The sequence below is a fragment of the Paenibacillus glucanolyticus NBRC 15330 genome (assembly GCF_004000885.1).
Taxonomy (GTDB): domain Bacteria; phylum Bacillota; class Bacilli; order Paenibacillales; family Paenibacillaceae; genus Paenibacillus_AQ; species Paenibacillus_AQ glucanolyticus.
Genome location: NZ_BIMC01000015.1, coordinates 61,107 through 82,127 on the forward strand (window position 1 = coordinate 61,107; position 21,021 = coordinate 82,127).

Consider the following 21,021-nt stretch of genomic DNA (forward strand, 5'->3'; position numbering starts at 1 on the left):
TGGTCTCGGCATGCGCTATAAAGACCTTTCCAGAACAAAACACTTCTTTTAGTGATTTAGCAACTTTCGTTGGAAACTCAACGATTGTTTGAATCCTAAATAGAAGTGTTTTTTTTATGGGCACAATAATAATAAACGGAGGACTTCATTATGATGAATGCATTAAACACGAGTCAATGGGAACAAAATTTTGGAATGAGAATAGATCCTGATTCAAGTTCCTATACGATTTCTGTTACTAAATTCTTAGAGGAAGCACATAAAATAATTACTAAAATCACAGGGATAAAAGCAGAGTTATGTATTGAGAACGGAAGAGATAACGCTTTGATATTGGTATTAAAGAAACCATACATAGCTGTGAACGGACCCGATAAAAGACCATGGCCAATTTTTGAATTGTTTAGGGATCATCACAAGCTTCCCATTGAATGTGGCAATGAATTTGCAAATGAGATTATCGGATGTTTGTTTAATACATCTAGATTTCACATTAACAATACAAAACTTTGTGATATTGGGGAAAGTATGACCTTCACTATTACAGCAAAACCTAGAAGGAGATACTTCATCGTGATTAATCCATCAAGTGACTACTACCTTTATGCTTTTCATCAGGAGTATGGCATTAATTCAAATGATTCCATGTTGTTACTCAGGGATGAACAACCTGAACCTATAAAGCTTTGGGAACAAGATGCACTTGAAATTCCAAAATACGATTATGACTATTTGGTTGCCGAAGAGACTAAAAACAACAACTCTCACAACAAATGTGCTTTTTCAATAGTAGAAAAACATTTGAAAAATCGTCTTTACAGATATTACATGGATATCAATGAGAAACATGAACGATACCGCTCTATTTACATGGTCTCCCCGTTACAGAAATATCCGGATATCACTCTCAACGCATTTGATGAAATCGAGGGAACCCCTGTGAAACTGGAGGGAAGTGAGGAAGAGTACTTAAACCTTACTTATGAAGACTACTCGGAGTTATGGCAGGTGGCTTCTCAAAACGGTTTTATGAGTGAGCTTTACATTACAAAAGCATCCCGAATCATTCATAAACAAAAGCCTGTTTACCAGGACATAGGAAGAGAGCAGCTACAAAACCTCCTCTTGCTATATCCACTTTGGGATCGATTTATAGTTAACACTGATAAGGGAATGGCTTTGGAGGCATTTATAGATTATCTTAATAATTGTGGTTGTGACCAAAATATTGATACCGTAATGTTCAGGTTATCAGCGAACCAGTCTGAATTGGACTTTGCACTCAAGTATGTGAAAGATCATGTCTTAATACAGTTACCTCATACGAAAGAGAAAAATTATCTTATGACTAAAGAGCAGACTACATGCATGGGATACTTAAAGAGTGTTATATCTGATCTCCATGAGCAATGTGTCAATGACTTAGAATTTAATGATTGGCTAAGTGAAAAAAGAATATTTGCCGGCAGTCTCAATGAACTTCTCAATGAACTTACAGAAATTTAAATTCAATTAAGAAAATCGTGAGATAAACTTATGTTAAAGTGGTAACTTAGAAATCGTGGATCGTTTACGGGAGTTGGATTATCGCGTTAAGCAGCATATGCTCGTTTGGATTGTCAACAGAAAATCAAACAACATTTTTAAGGGCTTCATAGCGATACTGGACAGGCGTCATATAGCCTAAAGTTCCATGAATACGATGTTTATTAAACCAGTTGACGTAATCATATAATTCCACTTCTAACTGTCGAAGGCTTTGGAAGTTCATTTGGTTTACGAACTCGGTTTTCATGATTTTGTAGGTAGCTTCAGCGACCGCGTTGTCATAAGGACAGCCTTTCATGCTGAGTGAACGGCCAATATTAAACGTCTGTAGAAGCTCATCCATCTTTTGATTCTTAAACTCGCTGCCACGGTCGGTATGGAACCATTGAATCTGACGCAGATCGCCCTTGACCGTCGCAAAGGCGCGGGAAATCAATGCAGCGTCCTTATTTGGACCTGCACTATGGCCAATGATTTCTCGATTAAACAGATCCATTAGCACACAAATGTAATGCCAACGGTTCTGAACTTTTACATACGTCAGATCGCTGACGACGAAGCGTTTGATTACCGATTGCTCAAACTCACGATCTAGCACATTTACCGTAGTTGCTTCGTTACACGCCGTCTTATGAGGCTTGTATTGAGCTGTTGTGTACGTAGAGACTAGGCCTTGCTCTTTCATCATCCGGCCTATTCGACGTCTGGACACAACGAATCCGCGCTCATTCAGCTTCACTTTAATCTTGCGCGTACCATAGGCCTTACGATTCTTGTGGAATATCTCCACCACAGCTGCGGTGACCTCATTTTCATTTACTTGCTCTTTGGCTTCATAATAGAACGTACTTCTTGCGATTTGCAGGACGTCACACATTGCTGATACCGAGTATTTATCACGGTTGTTCTGGATGATAGCTACTTTCGTCCCATGATCAGCGCGGCTTGCTTTAAAATGTCGTTCTCCATTTTAAGGCGCTGGTTCTCTTTTCGTAAGGCAATGAGTTCATTTTCTTCTGCAGAGCGATTGTCCTTCTCTGAGAACGAACCTGAGGCTTGAGATTGCTTAATCCAACGGTCCAAGGAAGAAGCTGTGAGGCCATATTCCTCTACAATTTCGGCTCTGGGTTTCCCGTTTTCATATAGCTCCACCATTTTTTTCTTGAATTCTGATGTAAATGTCCGTCGTTCTCTTGGCACTGTAGATCCGCTCCTTTAATCTTATCTGCTTATTCTACAAGCCCTTATCTTTATTGTCCAACTAAGTGTAGCCGATCCACGTTTCCCCATACAGGAAAATGGTGATTTCTGACTTGATTAACCCCGGCACTCCGTTCCAGAGTGCCAGGGTTAATCAAACCTTAAGGGAAAGAAGCTATCCTAAATATTTCAATGCTTTATTTATCATGCTATAGTTTGTTAATACAATTGAGTTAACTTAACTTACTTAGGTTAGCAATCTTATACATCCTTTAAAAGATGAAATTAAATACGGACTAGTGAGGTCTTCTTATGGAAAATCCAAATCAATTGTTCTCAATAAAAAAACCATGTAACAATTGTCCTTTTCTGATTGAAAATGACCTGAATTTAAAACCAGGGAGATTGGAAGAAATTATACGGAAATTACATGATAATATTCCATTTCATTGTCACAAAACCATTGACTACAGCAAAGAGAGTATTGAAGATCAAGTTGAAAATGCAAGCTATTGTGGTGGATCTATGGTATACCTGAAGAAATGTAACAATACTAATGTGCCTATGCGCTTAGGCCAATTGCTTGGTTATTTAAATCCAGATGAATTAAGAGGAGAAGAAATTGTAATAGAACCTTTAGGATTAGATGTATATGTCCGACCCAAACAAAATGATCAAGGAAATGACTAATCGCTAATGGAGCGGGAAACACTTTATTTCTACAAATCAAATAAGAAATTTAAAATGCCTAAACCATGTTTAATAATTGTGGTCACCAAGGGTATTACTAAAATTTCCACACATGTAACTAAGTAAAGAAAGCTCATCTGTGAAAGGAGGAGCTTTCTTTTTTATTAAAAATAAAAGCATGATAAACAACTTGTTATAAGAACATTTGTTCTGTTATAATATAAGAACAGGAGTTCCTATATGTAAAGGAGGTATGAAGATGAATAAGTATATTGGACAAAAGTTAGAAATTGTTTATGTGGATAATACTGGGAAAATAACACAGCGTAGGATTGGGGTTAAAAATATCATTGGTCAATTTATTTATGCAACTTGTCTAAATACCGGTAGACCACGTACATTTCGCTTAGATCGAGTTCTTGCGTGGCAGCCAGCGAATGTAGCATAATTACATACACGAAAGAAAATAATTCCCCACAACTTTCTCTTTTTTTCATGCTAAAATAGAAATGTAAATTACTTTTCTTTTTTTGTTCCTAGCATGCGCTTAAGGAACGTTCTTAATTAGAATCACACTTTAACAATAGTGGACTCAAATACCGCAGGGTACATTCCGTCAAAAACGGTTTGTTTGGGTCTTTATTGTTAAGGTGTGATTTTTTTGTGCCTTATTCACAACCCATCATAAGGTTCCCCTAGTCCAATGAGGAGGTTATCTTAAGAAAATAAATCACCAAGAATTTTAGCTTGTAGATAAAATGGAAGAACAGATCATAAACCATTATTAAGAAGGATTATAACTTAATCTATATTAAACCGAAGCGGGATGAGTTCTCCATGAGCAGCAGTTTCTCTATAGATTATGTTAAAGGAGCTGTCTTTTCTGTTTATACAGAAAGGCAGCTCCTTTCTTGTTTCTCGAAGGTGAACTCGTATTGCTACAATTGAAAGAAAAGACAAGGTGGAATACTGAAGGATGATAATATTCAATCGTTTAGGTCTTATAAAACGGAATAATTTAATGATAATCGCTTTTTTGCCTATTGTTCTAATCTTATACCTAATTGCATTAATACTTTATGATTACTCTAAATCTTACATTAATTTCGAATGGTATTGGGGATTGTTATTGCTATTTGGTCTCTGGGGCGGGTTAATTACCATCCTGGGACTCAAAGGATGGAAGCTCATATACTGGTGCAGCATTCCTGTTTTTCTTGCAAGTATGTTTGTAACCATTATTGATCATGGTACACCGTCAAGTGGAGTTACATCAGTGTTATTCATTACTCTATGTGCGCCTGTAAGCACGATAATTGGCGTGGCTCTTCAAATCGCAAGCCGTATACTGAATGGTTCCAATTCTGCATCTGAAAAAAAGGAACCGAGGAAATTTTGGATTGGGAATAATGAAAGTTTAACTATAAAACACTTGTTTTTATCGATACCATCTAAGCATAGTAAACTCATCTATGTTCAAGTTTTATGGGTGAGTTCTTTAATGGCTATCATCATTAATTTAATCTCGGTTGCGAAAATTCATGACGAAACAACTTTTATAAAAGACTTATTACTAAGTGTCATTCAAGCTTTAATTATAGGCACCATCGGTTACAAAGGATGGAAGTCATTGTATATAGGCGCCTTAATTGGACTAATTATAAATGGTTTATTAACGATTGTAAGTTTAATCTTTCCCGCCACGAAGATTAGTCAATTATTTCTTTCGATCGAATACTGGCTTTATCAAATCCTTGGTGTGGATTTAATGACATATCTATTCTGGAATTCAGGAATGAGCTGGCCGATTTTATTAGGAATTTTATTAGGCGGAGTTTTTTTAATAATACAAATAAGAAGAAGGAACTAATGAAGGTTTTTGGAATTTGTGGTTGAATAGGTGAATTGCAAATCCAGATTACGAGAATTTGGATAAACAAGAAAGGAAAGGAATGAATTTTGAGTAATGGATTTTCCTGTGATAACCATTTCGGCGCATGCAACGCGAAATACACTGACTGAACTAATAAATGAGTTCATACGTATTGAAAAATCAACAACTGGCTTGGAATATCAACAAAGATCAAATTTCGTTCGTGGTCAAATAGCAGTCATCACGTCTTTGATTAATGATATATGGGATAGAAAACACCAACAGAGCTATTATGCTTATCTAAATTATTTGGTTCAAAAATACTCACTTCAAGGCGTTTGGAGAATCGTTGAACTTGGAAATTGAGCAGATAATTTCAACCATATAATCCGAATACCCATAATGAAAAAGAGCCCTCTTATAAGCAGGCCCTCTTTCTTAAGTATCTCTGGCTACACGTAATTGTTCCGACAGGGCGATGATTTCATTGTGAATTTCAGATCTTCGCATGTCAGAAACCTCAGAATTATATTGATCATACAGTGCTATTAACAAATCTAAACATGTGAGTTCTATTTTCTGCTCTTCAGATAACTCGGTGGTTTTATAATCTATTTCCTTAAGTCTCAATGAATTATATTTTAGTTGATACTCTTTTTGTTCAACGGGATCATGATGCCGGTGAGCTAAAAACAATAACTGACCTAGCGTTCGTTTAAATTCAAGGTAGTTCTCAGCACTCTTCACCATAGAACAGCCTCCCTAGTGCTTTACTTATTTATGTATAAATGCATATTAGGTTAGTTTCATTATATTATATGTTTTTGTTCAATACAAAAAAGAGCCTGCTACATCCTTAAAGGGATGAGCAGGCTCTTTTTATGATTGATCATTTGTTTCTTTACGTTTACGTATTAGATTTTTTATTTTTAATCCGAATTCGTCCTTTTCCATTGCACTATTTGACAAATGATATAATCGAAAGAACCTATGAATTAGATTATCCAGATCTTCATTTGATTTATCCATGCATATTTCCTCCTAAAAACTAGAGTCCCAACTAATTGATATGTATGTGGGGATTAATTTACATAATCCCCATTGGGCCGACTTTCATTATTGTTCCTTATTATTCTTATTATCGACGGGAGTATCTTGCATAAACTTCTTATAAAGCTTATCTACTTCTGCGGTCTCCTCCGGATCCCCAGATCTAGCTAGGGCGTTTTTGGCCAAGAAAGAGAAACCATTGAACCCGGCAAGAACAGCTGTACCTACTCCTTTAACCAGCGTGGTAGGTTCGAGAAGAGCGGTAGCAGCTAAAGCAGCAAAACCTCCGATGAAGAAATCACCTAGAATACCCAAATTAAGATAGCGTTTCTTACCCACCTTTTTAATATACGGGAAGAGCACACCGTCAATTCGTGCAGAAACAACAGCATTGACAATTCCACCAATTGCAAAAGCAATAAGCAAAGTCACAGTCATTCAAAACCACCTAACCTCTCATTTATTTGTTAGAAAATAAATAAAACCACTACCGAGTTAAAAATTCTGAACTCAACAGTGGTTTATTCTTAGTGTGAATACAATCCAACACAACCATGATTACATTTTACTGACTCTGCACCATCTATTGTTCTACTAACTGAACACTGTCATCACTCAAGATGGATTTTCCCTCATCAGAAGAAGTTCTATAAACTTCAATACTCCACCCAAATTCTTCTTCAGATGAATTCTTCTCTTTCGCCCACTTTGTTTTGACAACCACATCGTCCAAAACTCCAAGTTCATGGAAGTCTTGTGGGGTTATCAACAATTTGTGTCGATCTCCATTAGCCAATTCTAATCCCATGACATAATCATATTCATCCTTGTACAGTCGGATAACTTTACCCACTTCTTTTGTATATCGGTACTCAAATTCTCTCTTCTGAGGATTGTCCATAGCTGTATATTTGTTGTTACAGGCCGTTATAGAAAAAATTATTGTAAAGATTAAAAGGATACCGAAAAGCTTGTTCCTAAGCATTAATAGCAACTCCTTATTTAACTACTTTCCTTCCAAAAACAATTAGGGTTTTCACACGCCTTATCCGAATCACCCTCATAGTCGTTTTAAATCAAAATAAAAAAGGCCATACGACCGAATTCTAAAAGAAGGAGCTAAATGGCCCTTGCCAAGTAGCATCGAATCCATAAGGATTTTAGAATCGGTTAGTCGCATGACCTACCGTAGAAGAGAATTATTTATTTGCTTATATTATAGCTATATTTAATTCATGAATCCAGTAAATTCTTTTGATTTATTTGACAATTTCATTTATGAAAAGCATAATCAAAATTATAAGATCAACACCAGGGGAGCACCCTGAATATACAACCAAGAAGGTTGTTATTCAGGGTGCTCTTCTAATGTTAAAAACTAAGTAGAAGGGAGCTAGTAGGATTTGAATAACGTCAATGATACCAAGGGACACCTTATAAAAAGAAAATTATTTATAATAATCTCTTTGATTTTTGCAATTAGCATGGGAATGGGTTCTGCTTTACTTCATTACCGATTTCCTACTCTTTCATCTCTGATAATTGCCCCTTTCGTAGGTATCGGTATCACTGTTTATTTTGTCTTTCTGTCGAAATTCAATCAGAAAGTGACCGATCATTATGCTTTGATATTAATAATGATCATATTCTCATTTATCTCGACCTTAATAATCTATTAGAGAGGTGGCATATAAAAGCTATAAACATATTAACTTGTAAGAAATAACCCCAAGATCGATTTATTTTTGTAATAGTCGCTGTTGTTACAATCGTCTTACTCCTGCTTTTCCACTCATTATCTCTCGCTCTTGTATCTGCTAACAAATATTTAATTGCAGGAAGGTTTCTAATGGAAAATGAAGCGGGAATGTCACAAAAATCGTGTTAAAAGGCATCGACTTTGATGTATTCCTTAGCGTTTCATACCATATGCCTTTAGAGAGGAAACAAGTCTGCTTCGAAATGAGACTTATATCATCTTATTTTCAAATTTAGCTTTCCCTTTCTATTGGTTAGTTCGTTATCGATTGTCATCTTAACATGCATTAAGGAAAGAAGTTGTACCTCATCAATTAAGGAGTCTTTCCGTTCAAGTGAAGTTTTGATTATTTGTTCAATTTCTATACTTAGTGCCTGAAGTTTCTCCTCTGATAATGCTTCCAGTCGCTCTCTTGAAAGTTCCTGGTCGTTAAATACCCATTGAGCTGAAATCAGTTGACCGATTAAGTCTTGGTCTTCTTCTATCATAAAAAAACCCCCTCAATACATCTTTCATCAATGTGATCGTAACACAATCACACTCAATTCGATAAACATAACGGATCAGTAAACATCGATAGCACATCAGTGTTTATATCCTCGTTTAACCTCTATTTATTGACTATCCAAAGAGAAGCTAGGATAATATAATTAATCTAATAATTACACATAAGGGAAGCACCCTTCTTAGCCACTTAAGGCTTAGAGGGTGCTTTTCTTTTTTTTTGCCATTAATGTTAAGAAAGCCGCATTATTCTGTATACTATCCTCTTTGAATACATAGACCTACAGAAATAAACTGCTTAGGTTCCTATTTATCGTTGATAATTCAGGCTCAAAATTAAGGAGAAATGTAGCATGTTGACCGAAAAAATAAAAGAACTTTATAGAGCAGAAATTGAGTATCTTGAGGTACATCATTCAGGTATAATTTTATCTAATTACCTAGAAGAGTTAGTATGGATAGATGAGGAACTAAATAAATGGAATCCGGAAAGAAACCCGTTTAATATAGAATTCTATCTCTCACTGGAAAAATTAAGGAGCTTGGTGATAAAAAGAATAAACTCAATTATTTTCTCTGAAACCAATACGGAAATCGCGTACTTAACAAGCTGTATAGAAGAACTCAATCAATTACCTCCAGATCGATTTGAAAGAGTGGCATCTAAGCCACCTGTTAAGGCGAGATTTGCTTGAATTTTGTTGTGATGATTATTCTATGTTATATTAATCATGGAATTTTATAAGGAACAACATCAGAAGCACTGATGACAAACCCCCAATAGGGGGCATTTGTCATTCAGTGCTTTTATTATTTTCTTTTTAAATATACAATAGAAGGAGAAATGCACGTAATGGAGGACAAGATTATGAAAGTTATAAGAGGGACGCTACGTCATGAAGCTCTTAATATAATTCAGGTCTTCACACAACTTAAAAAGATGAATCTTTCACAAGAAGAGATTGACATGCACTTAGCACCTAATATTCACCAGTCTGCTAAACGATTGGTACGCCATAAAACACTCCAGCTCTCATTAGAGTTTACTCAACTTGGGAACGAATATAATCAAATAACTCGTCAAGTTAATGAAGATGAAAGAAACAAAGTCCCAATCGATGAACAAAAGTACATGCAGCAAATGATTCTTGAATTAGAATACAAAATGTTAGAAAAAGCGCTGGAAATAAAAAAGATTGAGAATCGCAAAGTCCCTGACACACCGATTGAAACGAATCTCATCGAACACGGACTATTTGGTGCGGGCTCTCATTCAAAAGCAGTGATGAAAAAGAAATACTCCGGTGGATTCGTTCAGCAAACCAGAAACGGATTTAGACGACTCTACTATGAAAATGCTAATGGTGTTTTCTTAGGAATATTTGACGCTCGTGTACTCGCTGGACTTACCAAGCTATATTTCGAAAACGGCGGTGAACAAAAATTTTCATTTAACTTTAACGAGTTGGTTCGAGCAATGGAAACAGAACCTTCCGGAAAGGAATACATGGAGCTGCATGAAAGCCTAATAAATCTTTCACGGACCCAAATCATCATGGAAGAGTATTATCTACCAGGTAGTAAATATCGACAGCGTACAATTCTGTATCATCCGATCGATACTCTTGAGTTTATTTTACGTGATGGGGAAGAGCCAGGCAGGGAAAGGGCAGCAAGTGTTACTTTTCATCGGCACATCCATGATTCCTTACAAGCAGGTAATTTCCTTCATATGAACGTTGTATTATTTAACGACCTTCATAAGCCGATTACAAAACTATTGTATGTTAACATGATAAACTCTTGTGCTCAGAATGTAACATCGTATCATGTCGATACTCTTACTCAACACCTGAATCTACAAACAGAGAATCGTTCACTCGTTGTAAGCGGGATTTTAGATGCTTTTCAAGAGCTTCAAACGATGGATGTAATCAGTTCTTATGAGGTTGTATATGGTCCCAGACGAAGTATTCAATATATTAATTTCGTGCCAGGAGACCTTCTACAGATGAGTAACAAATACCCAATAGAAATAGACAAACATGACAATGAGGTAATCCAAGAGACACTTCAACTCATGTTAACTAAAAATGAGCCGATGCATTCTACTTGATGCGTCGGCTTATTTTTATATATTATCATAATCTATTTATCAATAAAAATATTTTATCATAAACAAGAGAATTAAACTATATACTGAACCCCTAAACAAACTATATACTGAGCCCCGAACTATATACTGAGCCCCTAAACAAACTATATACTGAACCCCGAACTATATACTGAGCCCCGAACTATATACTGAACCCCTGCCCAAAGTATATACTGAACCCCGATTGACCAAACGATTTTAAGAATGCTATTGTCAAGTTAGATTCAACCTGTGGAAAATTCGACCTTTTTCGATTAGTTATCCACAGTGGATAAAATAAAAAGAGCCCTTCAAATGTCAAAGGACTCTTCTCTGGATATCTGTGCTACCAACACTAGATATCCTGGAACATATACGGAGATCACCGGCAGCCACCAGATCTCACTTTCAAAGCTTTCTCTTCCATTTTTAAAAATGGTTGATAGAAGGCCTGCTTTAATATTGTCTTCTTTAACTTTATATTATCAAAATCTAGCTTCTAAGTCCACAAAAAAGCGATAGGAAGGAGGTGCCAGAGGAATGAAAGCACTCATTTTAGGTAATAGATTGGGGATCGTTGAGAGTAAAGCAACTTATCCTGTAAAGATCACTTCCTTATTCTTGAATCAGTTATTCGATATGAATCTAAACTTTAGTAGCAGAATGAAGTTTTCATTTAGAGATGGTGGTACTTTGCGATTAAAAGATCATCTTACTCATGCAGATCTTCAACTAGCGTTTATTCTTTTTCGCTGTTGTAATGCTTACGGGTATATTGATCTTACCAATAGGAAAGCTTTATATCGGCGTCTAGAAAATGAATTTGAGTCTCCTATTAGCGAAGGCCAATTTTATGCTGCTCTCGAAAAATTTTCTCATCATCAATTGATTCTCTCCGAAGAATCAGCAGATGGGGATATTCGACATAGGTTAAATTATTTCATGAACGAGAAAACCAATAAAATTGGCCACTATGTCCTGTTTCATCCGTTTGTATTTACTAAAGTGTTTCATGAATTAACATTGGCAGAGAAGAAATTGATTATTTCAGCTTATGCACAGGCGAGCGGCAGCTCAAAAAAGATCATTACTAGGAATTTGAAACAAGTGGATAAGACTTTTAGACACGCTCAATTTTCCGGTCTTTTGTCTTTTTTACATAAAAGCCAGAAGAGCCATATCTCTGATATTCTCAATAATTTGGCTCAACTTTTACTTCCAGTTGAAACTAAAACTAATGCAAAGCTTTTAGATAGTGTGCAATTGGTTAAAGGGAAAAATGGATATAAAGCAGAATTGAAATTTAATTCAGAATTTTTAATTCCTGTAGTGAACAAAGATCAACAAAAATATTACAATCCTCTGGATGCCTGCTCTCTTTATCCAAAGTTTTTTTCGTTTCTAAAAAGGGAAGCTGATTTCTACGGAATTGGAGAACTCTTTTCAGACCAACATTTGTCTAATCGTCTAGTAAAAAGACTACGGCCGGTAAGTGTCCGTTTAATTAGACATGCTTTTCATGATTTGATGGAATATGTAAAAGAGAAGGGGATCCTGCCTCGTAATCCAGAATACATGATTAAGCACAGTATCGAGGATAAGTTCAATACAATCCTCGATAAAGTGATCACTAAGGTAGGAGCAGATGAATTTGTTCGATATCCTGAAACTAGGGAGGAGCTAGTCAAAGAAAGGAAATGGAGTTTCTCGCAGGCAGCTTTAAAATCAAAACTGGGAATTAAAAAAATTCGGATTCGCATGGAACAAACTATAAAATCACTGAACAGAAGTTACCCTGTTCTGCCTTGGGACGTTTCAGATTATGGAGCGGGTCCCACTACATATCAGTATCAAGAACTACGAAAATTCTTGGATATAGATAGCATAAAGAGAGAGGCATTAATAGAAAAGGTTGATCCATTTTATTACGGTGATCTTGAGTATAATGCACTCTTAGCTATTCGAAACACTAATCCAAAAGTTGTAGAAGATTGGATACGTGGGGAATTACCAAAATTACCTAGATTACCTGGTAAGCGCCTTCTACCATATAACTTCCGGTTAGAGAACCTAGTGTTTTCTAATTAACCCCTCAACCTGCTCTCAAAAATTCTTACTTTTTGAGGGCTCTTTGCATTGCAGCTTATAACTTCCCTAAGGATATTTTTTTTAGAAAAGCCCACTCTTTTGTCTGCAAGAAATAGTTCTAACAAATTGAGGTTGTTGATAACTAAGTTGGCAGCCGGTCTTCTGGCCATAAAATCATATTATTCCAAGTTAATACCTGTGATATTTCTGTGTATAAGTTTAGTCCATCAAATAACATATCTGTTTACTTTATCGTTATCCATGTGAAATGTACTAAATCATATAAAACCAAGTTTATAAAAGTTAATTTATGTTGATAACTTGGTCTTTTCCATTTGATTAATTTCACTTGGTTTTATATTAATAGAATAAGGTACAGCTCAATTTAGTATTCCACATTAGCACTTTTTACTTTGATTTATATTCTATAAAGGCTCCTAAATCCTTTTATTGCTTGACTTTTTAGCTCAAAAATTACCGTAGTGTCGTTTTATTTATTAGTATCTAAAACCTATGTATTATCCTATTATAAGCAGGTGGAGAAATACTTATTCCTTAAATTCCTTATCTAAGACTTTTTTAAATATACTTTTCTTTACAAAACGCTATAGGTTATGGAATAATAAATTCAAGATTAAAATTATTCAAAATATTTACTTTAGGGAAGCACCCTGAACCATAAAACTCACCATTGTGAGCTTATATGTCGTTCAGGGTGCTTTTTATTTTGAAAGGAGCAAAAATTATGGAAAAGGCACAAGAAAGACAGTTTCTTCATAACATGTACTTTTACAATCGAATGTTTAATTTTGAAGTGTACACTTTACTTCAAGCAATGGTGAACTGCGGAGTGAATATTCTTGTTCACGGCAGAAAAGGAGCTGGTGGAGACGAATTACTGAATACCCTCTTTGATTCAAAAACAACAACAGAAGATATCACTATGTATCTTGGTCCAGTTTCTATCAAGGATTTGTACCCTAGAAGAAAAATTTATGATATCGGAGTAGAGCAGCCCGATGGGGAGACTTTTCTACAATCTAATGTTGCAGTAATAAATGGCCTTACTAGAGAAAATATTCAATTTTTTTTAGAGATGTGTAAAAGAGGTCAAGGATTAGCTTCTTTGGAGAGTAATACACTTAATTTCGCCTTGGAGGAAGCGGATGAACTATTAAGGGACAGCACTATTTCGGAGGAAAACTTGAATGCGATCGATTTCGTTCTAACTGTTGAGGCCCATAAGCTCGTATCAATATCCGAAGTAGTAGTAAACCAACTTGGTAAATGTGAACTGCAGCCAATTTCACAGTATGTTGGTGGTAATGAATACTCTTTTAACTCCTTCATGTCAGAAGATAAATTAATTAAAATGCGTAATAACAATTACGAAGAAGCAGAACGATTTCTACTTTCTATTAGAACGTACGAGCCATCTGAAGAATAAAAGAAAAGCCGCGGGATCTTAGGATCCGTGGCTTTTCCATTTTTTTAGTTATTTGAATAGTCATTCACATGAACCAATTCAAATCGTTCTGAATTGTTAAAAAGATCCTGTGGTGAAATACCACTAGAATTGATATTTGCAACTGATTTTTTCGCATCATTTTCAGATAAGACATTTATTTCTTCAGGAAGTTTGAAGAGAAGAACGATAAACTTCTTCATATCTGGCTTATAGAGAGTGGTTAAATCGATACACGTTTCAATACTCTCTTTAAAACCAGTACCTATGTCCGCATACAAAAGGTTTGTTTGATAATCAAGGCTTAACGCTAAGAACTTCTGATCTTGAGAGAATGATGATGGATCAGCGATAACCGAATGAAAAACACGCTTCAACAATGCCAAAGCATCCTCATATTGGAGTGATTCAATGATTTTATTTTTTGGTCTTGGGGGTCCCGGTTTCATCAGGACCTCATACAGATGTAGGATGTTTGTCTGTGACATACTCTTTTTTCCCCCATATTCTAGAATATCCAATTAACTATTGTCATTATAAACAACAGATTTTAATTCGAGAAACAGTAGGGAAAACAGAAGTCAAATAGGGGCACTTGATTAAATTAATTACTATTTACTTGGTTCGAAATGTTTTTTGAGAAGTTGATTGTAAACGTCTTGATGAATTAAAGTGTTCTCTTCCAGATATGATGTGAGATCCTTTGTCGAGATAGATAGGATTGTTGACATTGTCTCCTCCTGAAAAGAAGGTGTATTCTCTTTAATCTTTAGCAATAATTCTTCACGAAAGGCTTTTTCTTTTTTTGCACGTTCATTTTTTGAATGAATATATCCTTTTATGAACATGAAGAGTAATAGGAAGATGATTAAACTAACAATAATTACTGGAAACAAAATAAATCCTCTCCTTACTGTGCTTTTTAGCTGATTTTAAATCTGATAAACCATGGCTTACTTAATCCTAATATCAGTGTACCATTAGAAACCATTAAGTTAGAAATAACAGATTTATATCTACGATTTCTCGAAAGTGTTTAGTTCCATTATAATAAAAGCAGATTGCAAATAATTAATCACTTTGACCTGGAAGCACCGGGCTAACTCCGTTAGGAGTTAGTTCCGTGTGCTTTTTTTGCGTTCGAACGAGGGGGGAGAACAAGTGCAGTAGATTTATCAGCTAAAGCAAACTGATTGTAGAAGGTTCTTTTTCATAGCAATAACTGAAAATCTTCGACTCTAAGAAAGGAGAGATAGAACTGGAGAATAATATGCAGCAAGAGGAAGAAGAAAGATCGATGTCATTGCTAACTGCTCTATATCGAAAATATTGGGTGGATAATCGCGAGCGGGTAATGGAATTTTACCGTAAATATTTCCATACCATTTTTGTTACCTTGTTGATGATATTGAACCTGATGACGGGCTATTCAGCTATCATTATCTATCTTTCGCAATGGAAGCATAATTCAGGCAGTGTCGAGACGTTTCTCACGCTTTTTTTTGAAAGCCCACCTGATTTCCTAATCCAGCTGATGAGTATACCATTCATTGATTTGGAAAGTCATATGATTTGGTGGTGTCTCTTTTTCTTGAATCTACCGATATTTACTTGGTTTTATTCGACTGTAACTCAACCAATTAAAAAGGGATACACTACCTTGATAGACTGGAAAGGTCAAAAAGGACGAATTATCTCAGTAGCGATAAATGGATTTGCTTTACTCGCACATTATTGTGCTGTATTTGCTTGGTACGTGGAGCATTACATGTTTGATTTTTTTGCAGGAATCCAATCTGATAAAGAGTACCTAGCAGTAAAATCAATGGCGAGTTTTGGGTATATCTTGATGGCCGTGCCTGTGTTTATTTGCATAACAGGTTTTTATTTGTTATTAAAACAATTTCTAATGAATGAAGACTTGCGGAAGATGTTCTTTACATGGGAATTCGGTCCTTTGGCAAGACAATCATTCTCATTACGTAATAATAAAGCAGACGTTATTATTGGATGGGATAAGGCGACAAAAAAACCTATTGTTTTAGTTGAGGAATCACGATATCTCCATGAACTTGTTGTGGGGGCAACAGGTACAGGCAAAACCTCTACCACCATTCTAACTAGGATAGTACAAGATCTAATTCGTATCGCAAGAGGAAGAAAGATGGGTGTGTGTGTACTAGAACCAAAGGGGGATCTTATTCGCGATGTTCTTAGTCTCTGCGAGAAATTAGGTATTCCAAAAAGCAAAATCAAGGTAGTAGATCCCACGGATCTAATTCATTCAACAAAGTTTAATCCGTTTGTCGGTCCTTTAGAAAAAGCAGCAGAAACGTTCAGAGGAGTACTCGATGCTCTTACTGGCGACCAAGACAAATTTTTTAAAGATCAACAAGGTGAGACTGCTGCTTTATATACTATGCTCGGTAAAATAAGATACGGTAATATGTTTTCTATTATTCATATGCAAAAAATGTATACAGATCCGCGTTACTTGGCTGACGTGACAGAAGAAGTAAGAGCTTGGATTATAAAAAATTTAGAAAATCCAACGTTAACAGAGGAAACTCGCATTTTATTAGATCGATATGACAGAGTTTGTTCTTATTTTGAGGATGAAGTAATCCAATTAAAAACTTGGAAAGATAAAGATAAAATTATGCCGGTTCTATATCCAGACGGTCATAAATATGAAGGAAGACAAGTAGTTGAGAATTTGAAAGATAAATTTATTTCTGGTGCAAAAAAATATGTGAATGATATCTGTATGAATGCCATGCTAGCTGAACTTATGGTTGCGAACGATGATGATGAAGTACTCGATATCGATAAATTTTTGGATGAGGGTGGGGTTCTTTTAGTCAATACTGCACTGGGAGAACTTGAAGAATTAAGTATGATGTTCGGTCAATTCTTTATTCGTCAGTTTCAATCCGCTGTCTTTAGGAGACCTCCAGAGTTAGATGGATACAAACGGTGCCCTATACTTTTTGATATTGATGAATTTCCTCTTTTCATCAACGAAGCGTTTGAACGTTTACTTACACTTGGTCGCTCATATTATGTAGGTACCCTAATTGCAATTCAATCATTGGGGCAGCTAGAGTCCGTAGTCCGAGGCTATGAAAGAACAATCATGTCTAATGCCTCCAACAAAACGGTATTTGGTCGCGGTCAGATTTCGGATAATGAGTTGTTTAGTAAACAGTTTGGAGAAGAAGCACAGGTAGAGGAAAGTATGAATGAATCCGTCACACCAGTCAGCCAACCGAATCCAAGTTTAGGGTACCGTTATAATACAGCACGCCAATTAGCTCCCCGATTTACGCCAACTGACATTATGGAGCAAGAATTTAAAGGATTCATCGTACAAATGGTTAAACCAGACGGTGCAATAGAAGTACCAATACAAGCATACGGGAAATTTATTTCTGAGACTAAGTTTCTAAAACGATTTGTTAAAATTGGACAGGCTGAATTAGAAACAAGTAAATACAAGGGTCTGGGTGACCCGATGAACTGGATTCAAAAACTTGCGATTGATACAGTGGAAAAGTTAAGTCCATTTGAGTTGTTGGATAAGCTCACCAAAAAAGAACAAACTGAGGAACCTTTATCTGATGGAGATAATAGGGTGGAATCGTCAGAAGAAACTGAATCAATTGCACACGAAATGAATCAGAATCAAAAACAAAATGCACTTCCTGTTAGAACTGATGATGTTGAAGAAACCGAAGTTTTTGATGAAGGTGTCAGTTCATCAGTCGAAAGATATAATTCAAAATCTGCAAATTCAGAACTAATCGATTGGAAAATAGAAATGCCGGCCGCTCCAGATCCTACGGATGACGTTAATGAATATGAAGGAGGGATTCATTTCAATGGAAATAATCCAGGGTCAACAGATTCTCCAGGTGAACAACATATAACTTGGATGGATTTACCTGTTCTCTCTGAACCAAACGCCCAAACTGGAACTGCAATTGAGAATTTGATTCGGGAAGTCACAGTAGGACAAGAACAAACCGCAATGGATCATGGATCACTTGAAGATAAAATAGCAAAAGAGTGGAGTCTGGATGACCTTATGGCATCTGACGCAATAGATGTAAATTCAAGTAATAATCCACATACTCCGCAGGAAACTCATGTTCAACATGAAAAGGTTAAAGAAATCGAATCGGTGGTAAATAACCAAGATGATTTAGTCCCAGAAACATTAACCGGCATCATAATAGAGGAAGACGACGTTTAGTTGACAACTCATTTAGAACCAAATACTATTGAGTTAGTAAATTTATAATGAACGAAAAAGAGGGAGCACCTCTAAGTGTCGGGCCAAAAGCCCGTTCTTAGAGGTGCTCTTTTTCTTCGTCGTCCATCAAATCTAAAAACTTATAACAAGGGAAGGTGCTTTTGATGACAAAACGAACTGTTTCACGACATATCGATGAGGAACTGAATGAGCAAATGGTAACATGGTTATCACTTCGAGAAGCGAAAAACCGTAAACGGGTACTTTATGCTAAGGCGGTTGGCTTGGAGGAGATTTCCCTTGGTGATCTCAGAATGGAGTGCTTAAAGCTAAATTATGAAGGGGTTTACGGCTATCTTCCCCGAAACAAAATCGATGATTATGAATTCAAAGGTCTCCATAATTTTATGGGTAAAACTTTTGAGTTTGTAGTAGAGACCCTTATAACAGAACCAGACGAGCAAGTGGGTACATTTGTAGCTAACCGGATTGAAGCTCTGAAATTATCAGCAAATCGATTCTGGAACAATGCTCAGGTAGGAGAGATCTACGAGGCTTTTATTCGTGGTATTGACCCTTACCATCTTTACATCCTAGTGGAAGGTGTACAGGTTAAGTTGCATCGTTCTGAGGTAGGTTACAGTTTGTATGACGATCTTCGTGAAGTATATAGTATCGGGGATAGCATTGAAGTGAAGATTCTCGAACTCGGAAAACCCAATGAGGAGAATTCTGAAGGCACGCTTCAAGTAAGTGCTAAGATTCTTAATCAGGATCCATGGGACAATATCGGCAATTACAAGGAACGAATGTTTTATCTGGCCGAGCTCAAGCGCATTCATCCAGTTCATGGGATGTTCTTAGAACTTGAGCCGGGGCTGAGTGTGTTGACTTATTTTCCTGCCGGTACACGAGGGAGAAAGTTTAAACCAGGTGATGAATTGGAAGTCAAAATTAAAACAATCGATGTAGAAAAGCGGGAGATCTTTGGCACCATTGTACTCCCACGAAATAAAATCGGGGCAAATAATCCTTCATTTAGGAATAGTGGTATCCGTCGAGGCAACAGAGGTTAATCTATGTCTCAAGAACAGCTTCTATCTTTTGATCAGCACCAACATGCTGGTACAGGGGGAGTGGAGAAGACCTCTTCACTCCTCCTAACGCCACCAGTGGCTCAAGAAAATCCTTATAAAGACTCGTTGTGCCCCAACGATCTAATGGACTTTCTGTTGCCGAACGGAGAGCTTTTCGGATGTTTTGCTGACCCTTATGCGACCATGTATTACCATAATCCAAATGAAGGCCAACGTGCGGGCCGATATTGGCTACAGGAAAGAATCGAAGATGGAACATTTACTGAGCGTGAAATTCGATTGTTGGATTTCCTTTCAAATGTCCGAATTGCAACCCGTAGTCAAATTCGTAGGGTGGTGTTTAAAGAAACCGATGATGATAAAGTTGTCATTGAGTTCTTAAAAAAATGCCGACGGACGGGTATCCTATGTGCTTTTAGCTGGGTAACTCCACTTAAGAATAATAGGAAGAAACCCCTAGTCTACGCACTAACAAAAGCAGGCTATGATGCAGCCGAGATCATTTTAAAACGGAAGTTGGCCGAGGATTTCTGGTTTCAACCGATTGAGCTTCAGGCAGGTAGAGGCCCAGAAATGGCTCCCCTATTCCTTGATCTTGTATCAGCTGAAATCTACAGTGAACTTAGCAAAATTGATCGTCTCATTTCATGGCAGAGAAACCCTCTAATTCGATTGAAAAATGGTCAAGTACATCACCCGACAGCAACTTTCCAGGTTATAAAAGATGCAGGTGAAATGCGGATATTTTGGGTTGAGACTGTTCGAGCAGGTAAGGACTGGGTTGGAAAGGTAAAGAATCGATTTCAAAAAACCCAAAACGCGATAGATCATGTAAATGGATTTCAAAAACCGACTCGTGTGATCGTCGTAGCTGATGGTGATTCAAGGATTCCTTTTTTAGCACAACTTGCAAAGCAGTATATGCCTAATGTTGAAGTTCGATTTACTACGGATGAACGCCTGATCCAAGGCCTTGGTTCTGACACGTTTTTGGCTTGGGATTTTGATTCAAATAGTCTTATTGTCAAGAGAATCGGTTTCCTCCAATCAGGAGCAACAGGTATGACAGCATCCGAATATCTTAACTCTCAAATGAGTGAACCGGATGAAGATGAATTTGAGGAATAATCCCTTTAATCGAACTCAATGACAAGACAACCGGGGAATTACTTCGGTTGTTTTTTGTCATGCTTATGCTTCATTTTATATGGTACACTTGTTCAACGATAAGGAAAAAATCAGTTGGATACTACTGAACGGGAATGAGAAACGCGGCGTCAATGTAGTTTTGACTTAATCGATAGCTCTTCTTTTTCCCATAGAATTATGATATTATATCAATAAATCAAATGATTTTT

18 protein-coding genes are annotated in these 21,021 nt (G+C 36.5%); 12 read left to right on the forward strand and 6 right to left on the reverse strand.

Annotation, left to right across the window (positions count from 1 at the left end):
* Window positions 1-150: 150 nt before the first annotated feature.
* Window positions 151-1,506 carry a hypothetical protein gene (locus PGL02S_RS19965; RefSeq protein WP_063477504.1) on the forward strand — a complete coding sequence of 452 codons (1,356 nt, stop codon included), beginning with the start codon at window positions 151-153 and terminating at the stop codon, window positions 1,504-1,506.
* A gap of 124 nt (window positions 1,507-1,630) precedes the next feature.
* Here the strand turns inward: PGL02S_RS19965 and PGL02S_RS19970 are convergent.
* A protein-coding gene (locus tag PGL02S_RS19970; RefSeq protein WP_127502937.1) for an IS3 family transposase occupies window positions 1,631-2,703 on the reverse strand; the annotation gives its coding sequence in 2 pieces (ribosomal slippage) (window positions 1,631-2,502 and window positions 2,502-2,703; 1,074 coding nt in all).
* A 357-nt stretch (window positions 2,704-3,060) separates the two neighbouring features.
* On the opposite strand from PGL02S_RS19970, the gene PGL02S_RS19975 reads away from it, so the two are divergent.
* The 4 genes from PGL02S_RS19975 (at window position 3,061) to PGL02S_RS28545 (ending at window position 5,677) form a co-directional block, all read left to right on the forward strand.
* Window positions 3,061-3,438: a hypothetical protein gene (locus PGL02S_RS19975; protein WP_063477502.1), complete on the forward strand. Its 378-nt coding sequence runs from the start codon at window positions 3,061-3,063 to the stop codon at window positions 3,436-3,438.
* A 259-nt stretch (window positions 3,439-3,697) separates the two neighbouring features.
* The gene (locus tag PGL02S_RS19980; RefSeq protein ID WP_306085059.1) at window positions 3,698-3,886 is read left to right on the forward strand and encodes a hypothetical protein; all 189 of its coding nucleotides are present in this window, start codon (window positions 3,698-3,700) and stop codon (window positions 3,884-3,886) included.
* A gap of 528 nt (window positions 3,887-4,414) precedes the next feature.
* Entirely contained in the window at window positions 4,415-5,308 is an 894-nt protein-coding gene (locus PGL02S_RS19985; protein ID WP_063477500.1) for a hypothetical protein, read from the forward strand.
* A 96-nt stretch (window positions 5,309-5,404) separates the two neighbouring features.
* Window positions 5,405-5,677, forward strand: a complete 273-nt coding sequence (locus PGL02S_RS28545) for a hypothetical protein (protein WP_063477499.1) — start codon at window positions 5,405-5,407, stop codon at window positions 5,675-5,677.
* A gap of 72 nt (window positions 5,678-5,749) precedes the next feature.
* Here the strand turns inward: PGL02S_RS28545 and PGL02S_RS19995 are convergent, their stop codons facing one another.
* The 4 genes from PGL02S_RS19995 to PGL02S_RS20010 form a co-directional block, all read right to left on the reverse strand.
* Window positions 5,750-6,061 carry a hypothetical protein gene (locus tag PGL02S_RS19995; RefSeq protein WP_063477498.1) on the reverse strand — a complete coding sequence of 104 codons (312 nt, stop codon included), beginning with the start codon at window positions 6,059-6,061 and terminating at the stop codon, window positions 5,750-5,752.
* A gap of 366 nt (window positions 6,062-6,427) precedes the next feature.
* Window positions 6,428-6,799: a hypothetical protein gene (locus PGL02S_RS20000; protein ID WP_063477497.1), complete on the reverse strand. Its 372-nt coding sequence runs from the start codon at window positions 6,797-6,799 to the stop codon at window positions 6,428-6,430.
* 145 nt (window positions 6,800-6,944) lie between these two features.
* A complete protein-coding gene (locus PGL02S_RS20005) occupies window positions 6,945-7,346 on the reverse strand; it encodes a hypothetical protein (RefSeq protein WP_063477496.1) in 402 nt (133 codons plus the stop codon).
* A 989-nt stretch (window positions 7,347-8,335) separates the two neighbouring features.
* A complete protein-coding gene (locus PGL02S_RS20010; protein WP_063477494.1) occupies window positions 8,336-8,608 on the reverse strand; it encodes a hypothetical protein in 273 nt (90 codons plus the stop codon).
* A 369-nt stretch (window positions 8,609-8,977) separates the two neighbouring features.
* Between PGL02S_RS20010 and PGL02S_RS20015 the strand changes: the two genes are divergently transcribed.
* From PGL02S_RS20015 to PGL02S_RS20030, 4 genes are all read left to right on the forward strand, one after another.
* A complete protein-coding gene (locus PGL02S_RS20015; protein ID WP_063477493.1) occupies window positions 8,978-9,319 on the forward strand; it encodes a hypothetical protein in 342 nt (113 codons plus the stop codon).
* A gap of 158 nt (window positions 9,320-9,477) precedes the next feature.
* Window positions 9,478-10,740 carry a replication initiator protein A gene (locus tag PGL02S_RS20020; protein ID WP_063477492.1) on the forward strand — a complete coding sequence of 421 codons (1,263 nt, stop codon included), beginning with the start codon at window positions 9,478-9,480 and terminating at the stop codon, window positions 10,738-10,740.
* A gap of 558 nt (window positions 10,741-11,298) precedes the next feature.
* Window positions 11,299-12,846: a hypothetical protein gene (locus PGL02S_RS20025; RefSeq protein WP_063477491.1), complete on the forward strand. Its 1,548-nt coding sequence runs from the start codon at window positions 11,299-11,301 to the stop codon at window positions 12,844-12,846.
* A 745-nt stretch (window positions 12,847-13,591) separates the two neighbouring features.
* Complete coding sequence (locus PGL02S_RS20030) at window positions 13,592-14,293, forward strand: hypothetical protein (RefSeq protein WP_063477490.1); 702 nt, start codon at window positions 13,592-13,594, stop codon at window positions 14,291-14,293.
* 44 nt (window positions 14,294-14,337) lie between these two features.
* Here the strand turns inward: PGL02S_RS20030 and PGL02S_RS20035 are convergent, their stop codons facing one another.
* Window positions 14,338-14,760: a hypothetical protein gene (locus PGL02S_RS20035; protein ID WP_174806178.1), complete on the reverse strand. Its 423-nt coding sequence runs from the start codon at window positions 14,758-14,760 to the stop codon at window positions 14,338-14,340.
* Between the two features lie 821 nt (window positions 14,761-15,581).
* Here PGL02S_RS20035 and PGL02S_RS20040 point away from each other — a divergent pair.
* From PGL02S_RS20040 to PGL02S_RS20050, 3 genes are all read left to right on the forward strand, one after another.
* Window positions 15,582-18,566, forward strand: a complete 2,985-nt coding sequence (locus PGL02S_RS20040; RefSeq protein ID WP_255308656.1) for a type IV secretory system conjugative DNA transfer family protein — start codon at window positions 15,582-15,584, stop codon at window positions 18,564-18,566.
* A 164-nt stretch (window positions 18,567-18,730) separates the two neighbouring features.
* Window positions 18,731-19,642, forward strand: coding sequence for a S1 RNA-binding domain-containing protein (locus PGL02S_RS20045; protein ID WP_063477486.1), 912 nt, complete (start codon window positions 18,731-18,733; stop codon window positions 19,640-19,642).
* Window positions 19,643-19,645: 3 nt separating this feature from the next.
* Window positions 19,646-20,791, forward strand: coding sequence for a replication-relaxation family protein (locus tag PGL02S_RS20050; RefSeq protein ID WP_063477485.1), 1,146 nt, complete (start codon window positions 19,646-19,648; stop codon window positions 20,789-20,791).
* Window positions 20,792-21,021: the final 230 nt, after the last annotated feature.

Excerpts from the sequence above, each read along its gene's own strand:
- PGL02S_RS19995 (WP_063477498.1), bottom strand. The coding sequence starts at position 6,061 with ATGGTGAAGAGTGCTGAGAACTACCTTGAATTTAAACGAACGCTAGGT.
- PGL02S_RS20030 (WP_063477490.1), top strand. The coding sequence starts at position 13,592 with ATGGAAAAGGCACAAGAAAGACAGTTTCTTCATAACATGTACTTTTAC.
- PGL02S_RS20035 (WP_174806178.1), bottom strand. The coding sequence starts at position 14,760 with ATGAAACCGGGACCCCCAAGACCAAAAAATAAAATCATTGAATCACTC.
- PGL02S_RS19975 (WP_063477502.1), top strand. The coding sequence starts at position 3,061 with ATGGAAAATCCAAATCAATTGTTCTCAATAAAAAAACCATGTAACAAT.
- PGL02S_RS19985 (WP_063477500.1), top strand. The coding sequence starts at position 4,415 with ATGATAATATTCAATCGTTTAGGTCTTATAAAACGGAATAATTTAATG.
- PGL02S_RS19980 (WP_306085059.1), top strand. The coding sequence starts at position 3,698 with ATGAATAAGTATATTGGACAAAAGTTAGAAATTGTTTATGTGGATAAT.
- PGL02S_RS20000 (WP_063477497.1), bottom strand. The coding sequence starts at position 6,799 with ATGACTGTGACTTTGCTTATTGCTTTTGCAATTGGTGGAATTGTCAAT.
- PGL02S_RS20045 (WP_063477486.1), top strand. The coding sequence starts at position 18,731 with ATGACAAAACGAACTGTTTCACGACATATCGATGAGGAACTGAATGAG.
- PGL02S_RS20025 (WP_063477491.1), top strand. The coding sequence starts at position 11,299 with ATGAAAGCACTCATTTTAGGTAATAGATTGGGGATCGTTGAGAGTAAA.
- PGL02S_RS28545 (WP_063477499.1), top strand. The coding sequence starts at position 5,405 with ATGGATTTTCCTGTGATAACCATTTCGGCGCATGCAACGCGAAATACA.
- PGL02S_RS20050 (WP_063477485.1), top strand. The coding sequence starts at position 19,646 with ATGTCTCAAGAACAGCTTCTATCTTTTGATCAGCACCAACATGCTGGT.
- PGL02S_RS20015 (WP_063477493.1), top strand. The coding sequence starts at position 8,978 with ATGTTGACCGAAAAAATAAAAGAACTTTATAGAGCAGAAATTGAGTAT.
- PGL02S_RS20020 (WP_063477492.1), top strand. The coding sequence starts at position 9,478 with ATGGAGGACAAGATTATGAAAGTTATAAGAGGGACGCTACGTCATGAA.
- PGL02S_RS20005 (WP_063477496.1), bottom strand. The coding sequence starts at position 7,346 with ATGCTTAGGAACAAGCTTTTCGGTATCCTTTTAATCTTTACAATAATT.
- PGL02S_RS19965 (WP_063477504.1), top strand. The coding sequence starts at position 151 with ATGATGAATGCATTAAACACGAGTCAATGGGAACAAAATTTTGGAATG.
- PGL02S_RS20010 (WP_063477494.1), bottom strand. The coding sequence starts at position 8,608 with ATGATAGAAGAAGACCAAGACTTAATCGGTCAACTGATTTCAGCTCAA.
- PGL02S_RS20040 (WP_255308656.1), top strand. The coding sequence starts at position 15,582 with ATGCAGCAAGAGGAAGAAGAAAGATCGATGTCATTGCTAACTGCTCTA.